The 15,897-nt window shown below is 63.7% G+C and carries 21 protein-coding genes; 13 read left to right on the forward strand and 8 right to left on the reverse strand.

Annotated elements, in window-relative coordinates:
- Positions 1-19: 19 nt before the first annotated feature.
- Positions 20-1,156, reverse strand: coding sequence for a molecular chaperone DnaJ (gene dnaJ / locus L0963_RS02660; RefSeq protein ID WP_062900707.1), 1,137 nt, complete (start codon positions 1,154-1,156; stop codon positions 20-22).
- 59 nt (positions 1,157-1,215) lie between these two features.
- Positions 1,216-3,120, reverse strand: a complete 1,905-nt coding sequence (gene dnaK / locus L0963_RS02665; protein WP_062900706.1) for a molecular chaperone DnaK — start codon at positions 3,118-3,120, stop codon at positions 1,216-1,218.
- A 163-nt stretch (positions 3,121-3,283) separates the two neighbouring features.
- On the opposite strand from dnaK, the gene L0963_RS02670 reads away from it, so the two are divergent.
- Positions 3,284-3,835 (forward strand): copper chaperone PCu(A)C, encoded by a 552-nt coding sequence (locus L0963_RS02670; RefSeq protein WP_062900705.1) that lies wholly within the window; start codon positions 3,284-3,286, stop codon positions 3,833-3,835.
- A 6-nt stretch (positions 3,836-3,841) separates the two neighbouring features.
- A complete protein-coding gene (locus L0963_RS02675; protein WP_062900704.1) occupies positions 3,842-4,324 on the forward strand; it encodes a hypothetical protein in 483 nt (160 codons plus the stop codon).
- A gap of 18 nt (positions 4,325-4,342) precedes the next feature.
- Here L0963_RS02675 and L0963_RS02680 read toward each other — a convergent pair whose 3' ends face one another.
- The 3 genes from L0963_RS02680 to rplU all read right to left on the reverse strand — a co-directional run bounded on the left by L0963_RS02680 (position 4,343) and on the right by rplU (position 5,977).
- A complete protein-coding gene (locus L0963_RS02680) occupies positions 4,343-4,939 on the reverse strand; it encodes a GNAT family N-acetyltransferase (protein ID WP_003040668.1) in 597 nt (198 codons plus the stop codon).
- Positions 4,940-5,189: 250 nt separating this feature from the next.
- Complete coding sequence (rpmA, locus tag L0963_RS02685; protein WP_003040665.1) at positions 5,190-5,459, reverse strand: 50S ribosomal protein L27; 270 nt, start codon at positions 5,457-5,459, stop codon at positions 5,190-5,192.
- A gap of 47 nt (positions 5,460-5,506) precedes the next feature.
- A complete protein-coding gene (gene rplU / locus L0963_RS02690) occupies positions 5,507-5,977 on the reverse strand; it encodes a 50S ribosomal protein L21 (protein ID WP_062900703.1) in 471 nt (156 codons plus the stop codon).
- Positions 5,978-6,203: 226 nt separating this feature from the next.
- On the opposite strand from rplU, the gene L0963_RS02695 reads away from it, so the two are divergent.
- Complete coding sequence (locus L0963_RS02695; RefSeq protein WP_062900702.1) at positions 6,204-6,719, forward strand: hypothetical protein; 516 nt, start codon at positions 6,204-6,206, stop codon at positions 6,717-6,719.
- Between the two features lies 1 nt (position 6,720).
- Here the strand turns inward: L0963_RS02695 and pspF are convergent, their stop codons facing one another.
- A complete protein-coding gene (pspF, locus tag L0963_RS02700) occupies positions 6,721-7,764 on the reverse strand; it encodes a phage shock protein operon transcriptional activator (protein WP_217372661.1) in 1,044 nt (347 codons plus the stop codon).
- 176 nt (positions 7,765-7,940) lie between these two features.
- On the opposite strand from pspF, the gene L0963_RS02705 reads away from it, so the two are divergent.
- From L0963_RS02705 to L0963_RS02750, 10 genes are all read left to right on the forward strand, one after another.
- A complete protein-coding gene (locus tag L0963_RS02705) occupies positions 7,941-8,081 on the forward strand; it encodes a hypothetical protein (RefSeq protein ID WP_156000919.1) in 141 nt (46 codons plus the stop codon).
- An 85-nt stretch (positions 8,082-8,166) separates the two neighbouring features.
- Positions 8,167-8,829, forward strand: a complete 663-nt coding sequence (gene pspA / locus L0963_RS02710) for a phage shock protein PspA (RefSeq protein ID WP_003040658.1) — start codon at positions 8,167-8,169, stop codon at positions 8,827-8,829.
- A gap of 12 nt (positions 8,830-8,841) precedes the next feature.
- A complete protein-coding gene (pspB, locus tag L0963_RS02715) occupies positions 8,842-9,117 on the forward strand; it encodes an envelope stress response membrane protein PspB (RefSeq protein WP_003040657.1) in 276 nt (91 codons plus the stop codon).
- A gap of 1 nt (position 9,118) precedes the next feature.
- Positions 9,119-9,499, forward strand: a complete 381-nt coding sequence (gene pspC / locus L0963_RS02720; protein WP_003040655.1) for an envelope stress response membrane protein PspC — start codon at positions 9,119-9,121, stop codon at positions 9,497-9,499.
- A 41-nt stretch (positions 9,500-9,540) separates the two neighbouring features.
- The gene (locus tag L0963_RS02725) at positions 9,541-9,840 is read left to right on the forward strand and encodes a hypothetical protein (protein WP_003040654.1); all 300 of its coding nucleotides are present in this window, start codon (positions 9,541-9,543) and stop codon (positions 9,838-9,840) included.
- Between the two features lie 11 nt (positions 9,841-9,851).
- Complete coding sequence (locus L0963_RS02730; RefSeq protein ID WP_003040652.1) at positions 9,852-10,172, forward strand: hypothetical protein; 321 nt, start codon at positions 9,852-9,854, stop codon at positions 10,170-10,172.
- Positions 10,173-10,188: 16 nt separating this feature from the next.
- Positions 10,189-10,437 (forward strand): hypothetical protein, encoded by a 249-nt coding sequence (locus L0963_RS02735; protein WP_003040649.1) that lies wholly within the window; start codon positions 10,189-10,191, stop codon positions 10,435-10,437.
- 33 nt (positions 10,438-10,470) lie between these two features.
- Complete coding sequence (locus L0963_RS02740; protein ID WP_003040647.1) at positions 10,471-10,740, forward strand: hypothetical protein; 270 nt, start codon at positions 10,471-10,473, stop codon at positions 10,738-10,740.
- 23 nt (positions 10,741-10,763) lie between these two features.
- Positions 10,764-11,018, forward strand: a complete 255-nt coding sequence (locus L0963_RS02745) for a hypothetical protein (protein WP_003040645.1) — start codon at positions 10,764-10,766, stop codon at positions 11,016-11,018.
- A gap of 138 nt (positions 11,019-11,156) precedes the next feature.
- Entirely contained in the window at positions 11,157-11,567 is a 411-nt protein-coding gene (locus L0963_RS02750) for a SufE family protein (protein ID WP_062900699.1), read from the forward strand.
- 113 nt (positions 11,568-11,680) lie between these two features.
- Here L0963_RS02750 and L0963_RS02755 read toward each other — a convergent pair whose 3' ends face one another.
- Together L0963_RS02755 and clpX are read right to left on the reverse strand one after the other, a co-directional pair.
- Positions 11,681-14,251 (reverse strand): TonB-dependent receptor, encoded by a 2,571-nt coding sequence (locus L0963_RS02755; RefSeq protein ID WP_217372660.1) that lies wholly within the window; start codon positions 14,249-14,251, stop codon positions 11,681-11,683.
- A 282-nt stretch (positions 14,252-14,533) separates the two neighbouring features.
- Positions 14,534-15,802, reverse strand: coding sequence for an ATP-dependent Clp protease ATP-binding subunit ClpX (gene clpX, locus L0963_RS02760; protein ID WP_003040640.1), 1,269 nt, complete (start codon positions 15,800-15,802; stop codon positions 14,534-14,536).
- Between the last annotated feature and the right edge of the window lie 95 nt (positions 15,803-15,897).

The following is a 15,897-nucleotide window of genomic DNA, read 5'->3' on the forward strand; positions in this document are numbered from 1 at the left end:
AGGTGAGAAGTATGGAAGCCTAATCCGTCAGATCGTCCCACATTTCCTTGAGCCGTCCGAAAAAGCCCTGGCTTGCCGGGCATTCTTCGCCGGTCTCGGTTTCGCGGAACGCCTGCAGCAATTCCTTCTGCTTGGCATTCAGCCGCGTCGGGGTTTCGACGTCGATCTGAACCACCAGGTCCCCGTGGCCGCGACCGTTGAGCACGGGCATCCCGGCGCCGCGCTGACGAAGCTGCTTGCCCGACTGGATGCCCGCGGGAATGCTGATGTCATGCTTGCGCCCGTCGAGGCCGGGGATGGTGATGCAGCCGCCGAGCGCGGCGGTGGTGAAGCTGATCGGCGCGCGCGTGAACAACGTCGTGCCTTCGCGTTCGAACAGCTTGTGCCGCGCCATGTGGAGGAAGATGTAGAGGTCACCAGCCGCTGCGCCGCGCGCGCCGCTTTCGCCTTCGCCCTGCAGGCGGATGCGCGTGCCTTCATCGACGCCGGGCGGGATTTCGACGGTCAGCGTCTTGCGCCGGTCGACACGGCCTTCGCCGTGACAGGTGCCGCACGGGTCGGTGATGACCTCGCCCGATCCCTGGCAGTGCGGGCAGGTGCGCTCGACCATGAAAAAGCCCTGCTGCGCGCGGACCTTGCCGTGGCCGTTGCAGGTGGTGCAGCGGTGCGTCGCGGTGCCGGGCTTCGCGCCCGACCCGTCGCAGACGTCGCAGCGCGCAGCGACATCGACCTGAATCTCGCGGCTGCAGCCGGCAAAAGCGTCTTCGAGCCGGATTTCCATGTCGTAGCGCAGGTCGGCGCCGCGCGCGGGGCCGCGCTGCTGCTGCCGACCGCCGCCGAAAGCCGACCCGAAGATCGATTCGAAAATGTCGCCGATATCGCCGAATTCGGCGCCGCCACCGAAGCCGCCGCCCGGGCCGCCGCCATTCTGGAACGCCGCCTTGCCGAAGCGGTCGTAGGCTGCCCGCTTTTGCGGGTCTTTGAGGCAATCATAGGCTTCGTTGATTGCCTTGAACCGCGCTTCGCTGTCGCCGCACCCCGGATTCTTGTCGGGGTGGTATTTCATGGCGAGCTTGCGGTAGCTGGCTTTCAGCGTCGCGTCGTCGGCGCCGCGCTCGCATTCGAGCAGTTCGTAATAATCGATGTCGAGCGACATGGTCTATCGGCCCCCTCTGCCCCGCCGCGCCGGGAAGCGCGACGGGGAGAGTTTCATGCTTACTTCTTGTCGTCTTCGACTTCGGAGAATTCGGCATCGACGACATCGTCGTCGGCCTTCTTCTCGTCAGCATCGGCGGCGGGCGATGCCGCGGCCTGCTGTTCCTTTTCGTAGATCGCCTGGCCCAGCTTCATCGCGACCTGCGCCAGCGCCTGCGCCTTTTCGGTCATCGCAGCGCTGTCCCCGCCTTCGACGGCCGTCTTGGCTTCGGCGATCGCCGCTTCGATTTCCGACTTCAGCCCGGCGTCGATCTTGTCGCCATGCTCGGCGATCTGGCGCTCGGTCGTGTGGATCAGACTTTCGGCGTTGTTCTTCGCCTCGGCTGCCTCACGGCGCTTCTTGTCCTCTTCGGCGAACTGTTCGGCGTCCTTGACCATCTGGTCGATGTCAGCATCCGAAAGTCCGCCCGAAGCCTGGATCTTGATCTGCTGTTCCTTGCCGGTGCCCTTGTCCTTCGCGCTGACGTTGACGATACCGTTGGCGTCGATGTCGAAGGTCACCTCGATCTGCGGCACGCCGCGCGGCGCCGGCGGGATGCCGACCAGATCGAACTGGCCGAGCATCTTGTTGTCGGCGGCCATTTCGCGCTCGCCTTGGAACACGCGGATCGTCACCGCCGACTGATTGTCGTCGGCGGTCGAATAGACCTGGCTCTTTTTAGTCGGGATCGTCGTGTTGCGGTCGATCATGCGCGTGAACACGCCGCCCAGCGTCTCGATGCCGAGGCTCAGCGGGGTCACGTCGAGCAGCAGCACGTCCTTGACGTCGCCCTGCAGCACGCCCGCCTGGATCGCCGCGCCGATCGCGACGACTTCATCGGGGTTGACGCCGGTGTGCGGTTCCTTGCCGAAGAAATCCTTCACGACTTCGCGCACGCGCGGCATGCGGGTCATGCCGCCGACCAGCACGACTTCGTCGATCTGGCTAGCCGAAACGCCTGCGTCCTTGATCGCCTTCTTGCACGGTTCGAGGGTCCGCTTGATCAGCTCTTCGACCAGCTTTTCCAGATCGGAGCGGGTGATCGTCTTGACGAGGTGCTTCGGCCCGTTGGCGTCGGCGGTGATGAAGGGCAGGTTGACCTCGGTCGTCGCGGCCGATGACAGTTCGATCTTCGCCTTTTCGGCGGCTTCCTTCAGCCGCTGAAGCGCCAGCTTGTCGCCGCGCAGGTCGATGCCTTCGTCCTTCTTGAAGCCGTCGGCCAGATATTCGACGATCTTGCTGTCGAAATCCTCGCCGCCCAGGAAGGTGTCGCCGTTGGTCGACTTCACCTCGAACACGCCGTCGCCCACTTCGAGCACCGAGATGTCGAAGGTGCCGCCGCCAAGGTCATAGACCGCAATGGTCTTGTTCTCGCTCTTGTCGAGACCATAGGCGAGCGCGGCCGCGGTCGGCTCGTTGATGATGCGCAGCACTTCAAGGCCGGCGATCTTGCCGGCGTCCTTGGTCGCCTGGCGCTGCGCGTCGTTGAAGTAAGCCGGAACGGTGATCACCGCCTGCTCGACCTTTTCGCCCAGATAGGCTTCGGCGGTTTCCTTCATCTTCTGAAGGATGAAAGCGCTGATCTGCGACGGCGAATAATCTTCGCCGCCCGCCTTGACCCACGCGTCGCCGTTGGCGCCCTTGACGATGGTGTAGGGGACGAGTTCCATGTCCTTCTTGGTCATGGGGTCGTCAAAGCGGCGGCCGATCAGGCGCTTCACCGCAAAAATGGTGTTTTCGGGATTGGTGACGGCCTGGCGCTTTGCCGGCTGGCCGATCAGGCGCTCGCCATCCTTGGCGAAGGCGACGATCGACGGGGTCGTCCGCGTGCCTTCCACATTTTCGATAACCTTGGGCTTGCCGCCTTCCATCACCGCGACACAGCTGTTCGTGGTGCCGAGGTCGATCCCGATCACTTTGGCCATAGTCTCAACGTCCTTATCATTTTCCGGCGCCCTAAAGAGGCGCGCCGCACATGGGTTCCCTTGCGGGTTTGATGGGCGCGATATAGGTGCGCTAATCCTTGGCACAAGGGTTTTGACCGCTTACTGTGGATCGAAAATCGACGCATTTCGGGAGTCCCGCATCATGAAGCCTTTCGCCATCGCCGCCCTTGCAGCCAGCGCCCTCGCCCTCACCGGCTGCAACGGTAAAATCGGCAGCGACCCGCAGCTCGCGGTGGTCGCCGGCTATATTCAGATGGGCGCGACCCCCGACAGCCCCGCCGCGGGCTACTTCACGATCAAGGGCGGTCCGCAGGATGTCGAACTGGTCGCGGTGACCGCCGACCTCGCGCAGCGCGTCGAAATGCACGAAAGCGTCAAGGAAAATGGCGTGGTGACGATGAAGCCGCTGACCACGGCGACCGTCCCCGCGAAGGGCGAGCTGGAATTCAAGCCCGGCGGCAAGCATCTGATGATCTGGCACATCAACGGCGCCGCGGTGCGCGCCGGCAAGCTGCCGATGCAGTTCGTCTTCACCAATTATAACAATGACCGCATCCTCTTCGACCTGCCGATCAAGCCGGCGCCGGGCGCGAGCGCCGACGGCAGCGGCGACGCGCCGACGGGTGCGATGGCCGGGATGGAGCATGGCTCGATGGACCATGGCGCGGCCAACACGGACGCGGCGAAGAAGTAAGCACTCGTGGCAAGGCCGTCGCGGCCCCTGACGGCGGGCGAAATTGCGCTGGCCCGGTCGGTCTTCGGCGATGCGATCGCCTATGACCGGGTGCGCATATGCCATCGCAAATGGATATTCTTCCAGCCGCGCCGCGTCGTGATGGCGCCGATGGGGTCGCTGCATTTCCACCCGCACGGCGATTTATACTGCGACGATTTCGCCGCCGCGTCGCGGTCGCTGAAGGGCCTGTTCGTCCACGAAATGACGCATGTGTGGCAGGCGCAGACGCGCGGGCGCTGGTATCTGGTGCTGATGCGCCATCCCTTCGCGAGCTATGGTTACAGCGTCAAGCCGGGCTGGCCGCTTGCACGCTACGGGCTCGAACAGCAGGCAGAGATCGTGCGCCATTACTGGCTGCTTACCCAAGGCGCGACGATCGCCGGCGCGCCGGGGGTAGAGGCCTATCGCGCGATCCTGCCCTTCGCGGACGGCGGGGCGGCGGCATAGGTGCCGCGCCGCGCGGCGTCAGGCAGCGATCAGCCGGAACTGTTCGCGAAAATCGGCGTCGCTGTCGATACGGCCGCGCATCGGGGTGACGACATCGCTGCCGTCACCCTCGCCCTCTTCGAACAGCGCACACGCAACGTCGCGGCCGCGCGCGACGCTGTAGCGCTGCGCGATCTGCCCCGTGGGACGGAAGCCCAGCTTGCGAAGCACCGCGCCCGAGGCCGGGTTGTCGAGGAAATGCCCCGCGGTCAGCTTCGGCAATTGCATCGCGCGCGCGATCCGGACGAGCTGGCGACCCGCTTCGGTCGCAAAGCCAAGGCCCCAATAGGGGCGGGCGATCCAATAGCCCATTTCGAGCGGACCTTCGGGGCTCGGCGCGATGCCGCAGCCGCCGACGAGGCGCGGGGCGCCGCCGGTGCGCGCGAAAATCAGGAAGCTCGGCTGCGCCGGATCGACCGGACGGCCGAGGAAGTCCTGCGCCTCGTCCATGCCATAGGGCCAGGGCGCCCGCGCCAAGTTGCGCACCACCGCTTCCTCGCCGATTGCACGGGCGAGTGCGGGGGCATCTTCGAGCCAGCCGGGCCGCAGCAACAGTCTTTCGGTACGCGCAAACATTTTCGTCACTCCCATTTGCCTGTCGCCGTGGCGCCAGATGGTGACGCTTTGACGACAGTCGATATGCGAGGGAGATGGATGGCCCTGTTTTCGCGCCGGAAATTCAAAGGGACCGGGTTGGTCCGGATCCCGGGCAAGAAAAAAGGGAGACCGGGGGCGACCCGTCTCCCTCTTTTCGAACTTTGTTCCCGCCTGGGCGGAAAGGACCGTTCCGGGTCGTCCCTTGGTGGACGACCCTGGAAGATCGTCCTTATTCGGCGGCTTCCGCCATGGCGTCGACCGACACATATTTGCGGCCAAGCTTGCCATCGTGGAATCGGACGCGGCCGTCCGCGGTCGCGAACAGCGTGTGGTCCTTGCCGATGCCGACGTTGACGCCCGGGTACACCTTGGTGCCGCGCTGGCGCACGATGATGTTGCCGCCGATCACTTCCTGACCGCCGAACTTCTTCACGCCAAGGCGCTTGGCCTGCGAGTCGCGACCGTTGCGCGACGAACCGCCTGCTTTCTTATGTGCCATGACCTAAACTCCTTGTTTCGTTCTTCAGCCGAGCCGCGTGATCGCGCTCAGGCGTCCTTCTTGGGGGCCGCCTTCTTGGCAGCGGGCTTCTTTTCGGCGGCAGCTTCGGCCTTGGGCGCAGCGGCCTTCTTCGGCGCAGCAGCCTTCTTTTCGGGCGCGGGCGCAGCGGCGGCTTCTTCGGCCTTCGGCGCCGCTTCCTTCTTGGGAGCGGCCTTCTTGGCTTCGCCGATCGCGGTGATGCGCAGCAGCGTCAGCGACTGACGATGGCCGTTGCGGCGGCGATAATTGTGCCGGCGGCGCTTCTTGAAGACGATGACCTTTTCGCCGCGGGTCTGGGCGATGATCTCGGCCGAAACGGTCAGACCCTTCGCATCCTTCACATCGCCGCCGTCACCGGCCAGCAGAACGTCACCCAGCGACACGGTGTCACCGGCCGCGCCTTCGATCTTCTCGACGGCGATCTTGTCTCCAGCGGCGACGCGATACTGCTTGCCGCCCGTGCGCACGATTGCGAACATGGTCTTCCATCCAATCAGAAACTAAAACACCCGCGCTCCCGGTCAGCCGCCGAAGCGACCGATTTTTCCGGCATGCGGGAAAGTCAGCGCCACTAGCGGCGAACGGCGATGCTGTCAACCGCATATTTCCGCGCTTTTCATCGCGAAAGGGGCGGTTCGGGGCGCGCGGCGCCGCTCCTCCGATTCGGCTTGCTGCGATGCGTCTGCGCCCATATCAGGGGCGGCGATGAAGCCAATCCTTGCAATCCTGCCGCTGATGGCCGCAATCCCGCTGTCGGCCTGCGCCGCTGCACAGGGCGGCGACTATCCTTCGCTGGCGAAACGTCCGGTCGAGGGACGTTTCGACGTCGCGCCGCCGTCTGTCGTCGTGCCGCCGCCGGGGCCGCTGCCGACCGATCTGACCGGGCGGCTGGCGCGGTGGGAATCGGACGCGGCGGGCGCGCAGCAGGCCTTCGCGCGCGAACGGGCGCCGACCGAGGCGGCCGTCACCGCAGCGGGCGGCGCGGCGATTTCCAGCGAAAGCTGGGTCGTGGCGCAACAGGCGATCTCGCGCCTTCAGGCGGCGCGCGCGCCGTTGACCGACGCGCTAGCGGACATCGACCGCCTCTATCTTGAACGCAGCATCGCCGAATCGGTCGACGGCCTGCCCGAAATCTATGCGCTGCGCGACAAGCTCGCGGCGATGCTGGCGGCGCAGGACGATGTCCTGGCCGCGCTCGAGCGGCGGCTGCCTGGGCAATAGCTCAGTTGTTGAGCCCGTGCTTTTTCAGCGCGTGGCGGATCTGGTCATAGCTCAGACCCAGCGCTTCGGCGGCGACCTTCTGGTTGAACCGGCAGCGCGCCATCGTGTCCGACAGGATTTGCCGTTCATAGGCATCGACCGCCGCGCGCAGATTGCTGACGGCGCCGCCGGTGGGCGGGGCCGGGGTTGCCATTGCGCTATCGTCACCGGGCGCGGAGGGGGCAGGGGGCGCCGCGTCGGCTTTCGCCTGCGTGTTGCGCACTGCGGGCTGCCACGGGCTGGCGAAGGGGTCGAAGCTCAGCGTGTCGACCGGACGCGTCGGGTCGGCCCAGCGATAGATGGCGCGCTCGATGACGTTGCGGAGTTCGCGGACATTGCCCGGCCAGTCGTGGCCCTCCATCGCCGCGAGCGCGCGCGGGCCGAAGCCCGGCCATTCGTCCCAGCCGAGCACCGCGGCCATGCGCTGTCCGAAATAGGTGGCGAGCACCTCGATATCGCCTTCGCGCGCGCGCAACGGGGGCAGGGTGATGACCTCGAAAGACAGCCGGTCGAGCAGGTCGGCGCGAAAGCGGTTTTCATCGACCAGCGCGGGCAGATGCTCGTTGGTCGCGGCGACGATGCGGACGTCGACGCGGATCGGCCGCGACGAACCGACGCGCGTCACCTCGCCATATTCGACCGCGCGGAGCAGCCGCTCCTGCGCGCCCATCGACATTGTCGCGAGCTCGTCGAGGAACAAGGTGCCGCCGTCGGCCTCCTCGAAGCGCCCCGCGCGCGTCTTCGTCGCGCCGGTAAAGGCCCCCGCCTCATGCCCGAACAATTCGCTTTCGATCAGCGTCTCGGGCATCGCGGCGCAATTCATGATCACATAGGGCCGGTCCCAGCGCGCCGACAGGCGGTGCAGGCGTTCGGCGATCAGTTCCTTGCCGGTGCCGCGCTCGCCGATCACCAGCACCGGACGGTCAAGCGTCGCCGCCTGGCTCGCGCGTTCGACCGCATCCTGAAAGGCGACCGACTGGCCGATGAACTGCGTTTCGCGCTCCATTCCCAATCATTGGCAAAATTTCCCGCTGATTGGCAAGTCATTTTGTTCGGACGGGGTGATTCCGTGTGAATTTGGGCGCCTTTCCGCCGCTTTCGGCAATTGGCACGCCTCATGCATCGATATTTGCGAACCGGCGCAGAAAGCTCCGGTGCAGCGAAAAACAGGAAGGAACGATCATGAAGACGCTGTTTGCCCAGACTGCCACTTTCGCGCTCAGCGCGGTCGGTGCGCTGGCCATCCTTGTCGGGGTGATCGACCATCCGCAGGTCGTTTACGACGTCGCTGCTGCAACCCCGGCGGTCAGCCTCGTGGCCTGACCGAAAACTGGTGCCGGGGCACTCTCCCCCCTTGCCCCGCCCCGGCACCAGCCATTTTCGACGAATTTCGACAGGAGCATAGACCATGGGTATTTTTTCACGAACCCGCGACATCATCGCCGCCAACGTCACCGATCTGCTTGACCGGGCCGAAGATCCCGAAAAGATGATCCGCCAGATCATCTTCGAGATGAACGAAACCCTCGTCGAAGTCCGCGCCTCGGCCGCCCGCACCATCGCCGACCAGAAGGAAATGCGTCGCCACATCGCGAAGCTGGAAAGCCTTCAGGACAGCTGGAAGGAAAAGGCCGAACTGGCGCTGTCGAAAGATCGCGAAGACCTGGCCACCGCCGCGCTGGTCGAAAAGCAGAAGGCCGGCGACATGGCCGAAAAGCTGAAGGCCGAAATCGCCGTGCTCGACGATGCGCTCAAGGGCTATGAAGCCGACATCACCAAGTTGCAGAAGAAGCTCAGCGAAGCGCGCGCGCGTCAGTCGAGCGTCGTCAATCGCCTCGAAAGCGCCGAAAACCGCTATCGCCTGCGCGAAATGACCAATGGCGACCGCGTCCAGGACGCCTTCTCGCGCTTCGAAACGCTCGAACGCCGCGTCGACGAAGCCGAAGGCCGTGCCGACGCGCTGGGCCTCGGCTACAAAAAGTCGCTCGACGAAGAAATCGCCGAGCTGCAGGCGGCCGACAAGGTTGCCGACGAACTCGCCGCGCTGAAAGCCGCGCAGGGCAAGAACTAAGGAGCCGGACCGATGGAAGAAGTGATCATTGTCCCGATCGTCATCGGCACGCTCTTCCTCGGTCTGCCCTGGCTGATCCTCCACTACATAACCAAGTGGAAGCAGGCCAAGACATTGACCGGAGAGGATGAACAGCTGCTCGACGAAATGTATGACACGGCGCGCCGTCTCGAAGCCCGCCTGCATACCGTCGAACGGATCATCAGCGCCGACCATCCCGATTTCCGCCCCGCGGTTCGCAGCGATGAAGATCTGGCGCAGCTTGAAAACATCAGCAGGAGGAACTGAGATGTCCGCTAGCCGCACGAAATTCTATCTCGACAAACAGAACGCCAAATGGAGCGGCGTCTGTGCGGGCATCGCCGACTATAGCGGGATCGACGCCCTGTGGGTCCGCGTCGGCGCGGTGCTGCTGACGCTAATGGGGGGCTTCCCCTGGACGCTGATCGCCTATTGGCTCGTTGCCTGGATGGCGCAGCCGAAGCCCTTCGCGCTCTATGGCTCGCAGGAAGAGGCGAAATTCTGGCAGGGCGTGCGCTCGAACCCCAGCGCCTCCACCCGCGACATCCGCTCGCGCTTCCGCGACATCGATCGCCGGCTTGCCGACATCGAACTTTACTACACGAGCCACAACCGCCGCCTCGCCGACGAGATCGACGCACTGCGCTGATCCCGGCGACGCCCGGAACCATGGCAACAGGGAGTTGAAACATGAATTTCGGTGGTCCCGCTTTCGTCCTCGCCATCATCGGCATCTCGATGGCCGGCTGGATGTTCACCACCTGGATCCGCGCCAAACACGGCTATCCGGTTGAAAATGAATGGGGCGGCACGGTTCATCGAACCGACGCCGACGCTGATCGAAAAATCGCACTGCTCGAAAGCGACAATGCCAAGCTCGCCGGCAAGATCGTCCGGCTGGAAGAACGCATCTCGGTTCTCGAACGCATTGCGACCGACACCAACGGACAGGCGGCGCAGCTCGCCAGTCAGATAGACAGCCTGCGCTGAGGGGAATAACCATGGACTTCATCATCCTGAAGGAAGCAATCGCGCCGGTCGCGGCGATCATCGGCCTCGCGGCAATCGGCGGCTGGATTTTCACCACCTGGCTGCGCATCAAGCACGGCTATCCCCTCGAAAACAGCTGGGGCAAGGCGATCTATCCCAAGACCAGCGACGAGGCGATGGAACGCGTCAAGCTGATCAGCCAGGAAAATGCCCAGCTTCGCGCCGAACTCGGATCGGTCAAGGATCGCCTGGCGGTGGTCGAACGCATCGTCACCGACGAAGGCCACCGGCTGGAGCGCGAGATCGAGGCGCTGCGGCGTCCGGCGAACTGAGGAAGGAGCAGCCGTCATGAGCGATACCATCTGGATCCTGATCCCGCTTGCCCCCTTTCTCCTCGGCGGCTTCGCCATCTGGTCCAAGCACCAGCAGAAGATGATCGAGAAGCAGTCCGAACTCACCGCCGAAAAGGCCGCGCAATATGCGGCGCAGACCGAGCGGCTGGAAGCGCGCGTCCGCGTCCTCGAACGCATCGTTACCGACAAGGGAATCGACGTCGCCGACGAGATCGAGAAGCTGCGCGAAGCCCCGCTGAACTGACAAGACAAGACAAGACCGAAAGGATCGCTCCCCATGAACCCCTTTGAAATGGTCATCGGCATCGTGCTGATCGTGACGATCGGCAGCATTGTCCGGGCGAAATATGGCGTCCACCGCGACCGCCGCGGCAACGAGTATTTCGTCGGCAACGCGAATCAGGATGCCGAGACCAAGGCGCTGCAAGCCGAAATCCGTCAATTGAAAGAGCGCATCCAGGTGCTCGAACGGATCGCCACCGACAATAATCGCGCCGTCAGCCTCGACGAGGAAATCGAGAAGCTGCGCGATCGTTCGCACCCCTGATGTGACGAAGAAGGAGCCCTGTCATGGCCGCCATCACTTCTGACCTCGCAACCAATCTTGTCACCGCCGCAGTGGCGCTGTCCGCTCTCGGCATCGTCAGCCTCGCCGCGCTGCGCGGCTGGCGCGACTGGATCCAGCTCAAGCGCGAAGAACTCGCCATCTGCCACAGCGTCGGCCAGGACCCTGCGGTGCCGAACGCCGGTTCGCGGATCGAGATCGCCGACCTCAAGGAACGGCTGCGCAAGCTCGAAGCCATTGCGGCGGGGGTCGATCTTTGATCAGCCTGCCTCCGTCATTGCGAGCGTAGCGAAGCGACCCAGGGCGGCCCACGCTTCCTCCGGATGGCTTCGCCACGCTCGCAATGACGCCGTGAGAGAGGCTTTCCTTCCAACGCGCTTTCTGCCACGGCCGCGACCATGCGCAGCCTCGACGACATTTTCGAAGAATATGACTTCCTCGACGGCGACGATCGTTATCGCCTGCTGATCGATCTCGGTCGCGAACTGGAGCCGATGCCCGATCCGCTCAAGACCGACGCGACGCTGGTCCGCGGCTGCTCGGCGAGCGTCTGGGTCTACCCGCTGCCGCATGACGGCGACCGATTGCACTTCCTTGCCGACAGCAATGCCGCGATCACCAAGGGGATCGTCGCGCTCGTACTCGCCGCGGTGCAGGACAAGCCCGCGGCAGAGGTCGCCGCGATGGACATCGCCGCCGCGCTCGCCCCGTTCGACCTGACCCGCCAGCTGTCGTCAAACCGCACGCAGGGCGTCCCCAACATGATTGCCTTGGTCCAGGACACGGCGCGGCGCATCGCCGGCGCCTGAGCATCCCGATTCAACTATCGATCGCCATCGAGGTCGGCCCGTCCTTCTGACAAGCACGAAAAAGGGCGCGGGAGTTTCCTCCCGCGCCCTAATTTTCGCATACTGCCGGGGACTTAGAAGCCGACGGTCAGCGTGCCGCTGATCGTGCGCGGTGCGCCGATCTGGGCGAAGGGAACCGAGCCCGGGTTGGCGGTCACGAGGCCCGAACCCAGAACGCCGCCCTGATTCAGGCTGGTCGTGTACGAGCCGACATAGAGATTGTCGAACAGGTTGTAGACGTTGAGCTGGAAGAAGGTCTTGTCGTTCAGACCCAGGAACTCCAGGCTCAGGCGCGCATCGAGGTTGACCAGCCAATAGGCGTTGGTTTTCGCTGGATAGACAATCGTCGGTGCAGCCTGCGTACCCGCATAGATCGGCAGATTGGTGTCATAGATAAACCGGCCGCCCGTGCGCTTGCCGGTGATACCCAGTTCGACCGGCCCCAGCGTTCCGCGGACCGAGCCGCCGAAAGTATATTCGGGCGAACCCGATTCACGCTTGCCGGCAGTCTGGGCGAACAGAGGATCGCCGATCGCGGCGCAACCGATGGCAGTATTGACCGCGGTGCAGCTGCCAGCCTGGACATTGTCCTTGATCTCCGACTTCATCCACGAGCCAAAGGCGTAGAGAGCCAGTTCCGGGACCGGCTGGAAGGCAACGCTGCCGTCGATGCCATATTTGTCGACACGACCAAGGTTACGGTAGACGTTGCGTTCGGTGACGGGATCATAGGCCGAAGCGAGACGATCGCTGTACTTCGTGAACCAGCCCGAAAGCTGCGCCTGAACCTGACCGGTGCGATAGCGAACGCCCAGGTCGAAGTTGTCCGATTTTTCGGGGTTCGGACGCGCCGAGGCTGTGTTCGGTGCAAAGAAGAACGCGTTGTACAGCGAGTCCGTGCCCGGAACCTGCAGGCCCTTCGAATAGTTCGCGAACACCGAGATCCGGTTGCTCGGCTTGAACAGCAGGCCGACGTTCGGAAGAATGTCGTCATACTTGAGCACACGCTGCTGCGGGCCCTGAACCGCCGGGTTCGCAGCTGCATATGTCGCGTTGCGCGGGTCGCCCTGACCGAAGCAGTCGACGAAGCCCGAGTCGCTCGTCGTGAAGCAATAGTTGTTCAGATTACGCCGGAAGAACGGCGCGCGAATGCCGAGCGTCGTAACCAGGCTGCCATCCATAAACTCCCCGCGATACTCGCCGGAAATCTGGTTGAGCGTTGCATAGGAGAGACGGTCGCGCTTCTGGAGAACGCCGCCGGTAACGTCGGTTGCGCCGTCGTTGACCGGGAACACATCGATCGGCTCGCCATTGATCTGCAGGAAACCGACTTGTCCCGTCTGACGGTGACGCGCGCGGTCGAAGGTGTAGCCGATGCGAACCGTGTGACCCTCTGCAATGTCCCATCGCAGGTTAGCGATTACGCCATAACGATGGGTCTGCGTCTGGCTGGGTGCGAGCACCGCAACTTCGTCGAGCAGGTCGCCGTCGCCGTTGAGGTCCATGCCGAAGTAAGGACGGCCGCCGATGTAGCCAGCGAGACCATTGTTGAGCCGTTCGCGCGCATTGACGGTTCCGCCGCCATTGGCCTTCACATACTGGTAGCTGGGATCGACGGTGAGGGTTACGCCTTCCGAAAGCGTGAACTTCGACGCGCCGCGGATGTTACCCGTGTTCGACGGGTTATAGCGACGGTCAAACTCGGTACCGCACGACGACGCCGAATCGGCAGCGCCAGGCGTGACAGTTGCAGTCGTGGTGCACGGATAGTTGATGTTATATTCGCGCTCGTCGTTGTTCATCGGGAAGCGGTTGCCCGAACCTGAACCGACAACGCGGTTGGCGTCGAGGCGCAGCGGCAGCGAACCGAAGAAGTTGTTGCGGTTCTCGTTATAGTGACCGGCCACCGAGATGAAGTCGCCGTTGCTGCCGATCGGCTGCCAGATGCGGCCGTTGAACTGCTTCTTGCGGATGCGGCCATAGTTGTTGAACGGATTGTCGTTCGATGCGCTCGAAGCCGAGACGAAGGCGCGCGTGCCGAACGGCGTGAATTCGCCGGTGTTGATCAGGCCGAAAACGCGGAAGAAGCTGTATTCGCCCGCCGAACCCGAGACCTTGACACCGAATTCTTCGGTCGGGGTCATCGTGCGGTAGTTGACGGTCGAGCCGGTTGCCGCGGCGGTCGGGCTGTCGACGTCGGTCGAACCGAGGTTGACGTTGACCTGTTCGATCAGTTCGGGATCGAGCTGCTGGTTCGAATAGATGGCATAGTTGCCCGAGTCGTTCAGCGGAACGCCGTCGAAGGTCAGGCTGATGCGGTCGGCCGAAAAGCCGCGGATGGTCAGCTGACCGCCCGACGAACCATAAGCGTCATTGTTGGTGAAGACGACCCCCGGGACCAGGTTGATGGTGTCGAGAATGGTCTGACCGGGGTTCTGACGCGCGATCACTTCCTGACCCAGAACCGACTTCGCCTTCGACGTATCGGGCGATTGGATGCCGGCGACGTCCTGCGCCGAGGTGCCGGTGACGACGATCTCGTTTTCGAAATCGACCGAGCCCGTCGACTGGGCAAAGGCCGGCGTGGAAAGCAGCGCAAGCGGAAGCAGCGCGGCGCCAGCGGCGAGCGTGTTGCGGAAATTCATGACAGGTTGTCCCCTTGATTGTGGCATTCGGCAGGCGCGCGGCTTGGGGCGCGCTTGACCTGCGAGCGCCCCTGAAGCCCGCATGTGGCACGATTGTGACAGCAAATGTGACAGTGCAAGCCGCGCCATCGCCCAGGCGCGGGGAAAGGTCAAAAAAGCGCGAATTTCCGTCGCTGCCGCAGAATAATCGACAGGCGGCGCTGCGTTTTTTCGTGCAACTGTTGCTGCAATGCAACATTGGCGGGAGCGAAACCGCGGCGCAGGTGCGCGCCGCGACTCGACTCAGGCGGCGTCGCCCGCTTCCTTCGCCTTGTCGGCATAGACGCGCACCGGCGCCTTGCGGCCCTCGACGACATCCTTGTCGACGACGATTTCGATCACGTCGGTCAGGTCGGGCAGGTCGAACATGGTGTCGAGCAGAATCGCCTCGACGATCGAGCGCAGCCCGCGCGCGCCGGTCTTGCGTTCGATCGCCTTTTTGGCGACCGCGACCAGCGCGTCGTCGGTGAAGGTCAGCGCGACCTCTTCGAGATCGAACAGCTTCTTATACTGCTTGATCAGCGCATTCTTGGGCTCGCCCAGAATCTTGACCAGCGCGTCGATGTCGAGATCCTCGAGAGTCGCGATCACCGGCAGGCGGCCGACGAATTCGGGGATCAGGCCGAACTTGAGGAGATCTTCAGGCTCGATATTCTTGAGCACCTCGCCCGCGCGGCGTTCGTCGGGGCCGGCGACATGGGCGCCGAAACCGATCGACTTGCCCTGCAGGCGGTCGCCGATGATCTTTTCGAGGCCGGCAAAGGCGCCGCCCGCGATGAACAGGATGTTGGTCGTGTCGACCTGCAGGAATTCCTGCTGCGGATGCTTGCGCCCGCCCTGCGGCGGCACGCTCGCGGTGGTGCCTTCCATCAGCTTGAGCAGCGCCTGCTGCACGCCTTCGCCCGACACGTCGCGCGTGATCGAGGGATTCTCGGCCTTGCGGCTGATCTTGTCGATTTCGTCGATATAGACGATGCCGCGCTGCGCCTTTTCGACATTATAGTCGGACGCTTGGAGCAGCTTGAGGATGATATTCTCGACATCCTCGCCGACATAGCCGGCTTCGGTGAGGGTCGTCGCATCGGCCATGGTGAAAGGCACGTCGAGGAAGCGCGCCAGCGTCTGCGCGAGCAGCGTCTTGCCGCTGCCCGTCGGGCCGACGAGCAGGATGTTCGACTTCGCCAGTTCGACATCATCGCCGCGGCCCGAATTGGCGAGGCGCTTGTAATGGTTGTGGACCGCGACCGACAGCACGCGCTTGGCGGTGTTCTGGCCGATCACATAATTGTCGAGGTGCTGGCAGATTTCGAGCGGCGTCGGCACCGCGCCATCCTTGCGCGCGGCGACCCCGCCCTTGATTTCCTCGCGGATGATGTCGTTGCACAGTTCGACGCATTCATCGCAGATGAACACGGTGGGGCCGGCAATCAGCTTGCGGACTTCATGCTGCGACTTGCCGCAGAAGGAGCAGTAAAGAGTGCTCTTGCTGTCCGAGCCGCTCAATTTCGTCATAAATCTTCCTCTGGCAGCCGCAAAAGGGCGCTGCCGTCCTTCATCCTAGCCCGCGATCACCCAATTACAATATGGCAATTAGGTGACATTGGGAC

The organism is Sphingopyxis sp. NFH-91 (assembly GCF_021401285.1).
Classification (GTDB): Bacteria; Pseudomonadota; Alphaproteobacteria; order Sphingomonadales; family Sphingomonadaceae; genus Sphingopyxis; species Sphingopyxis terrae_A.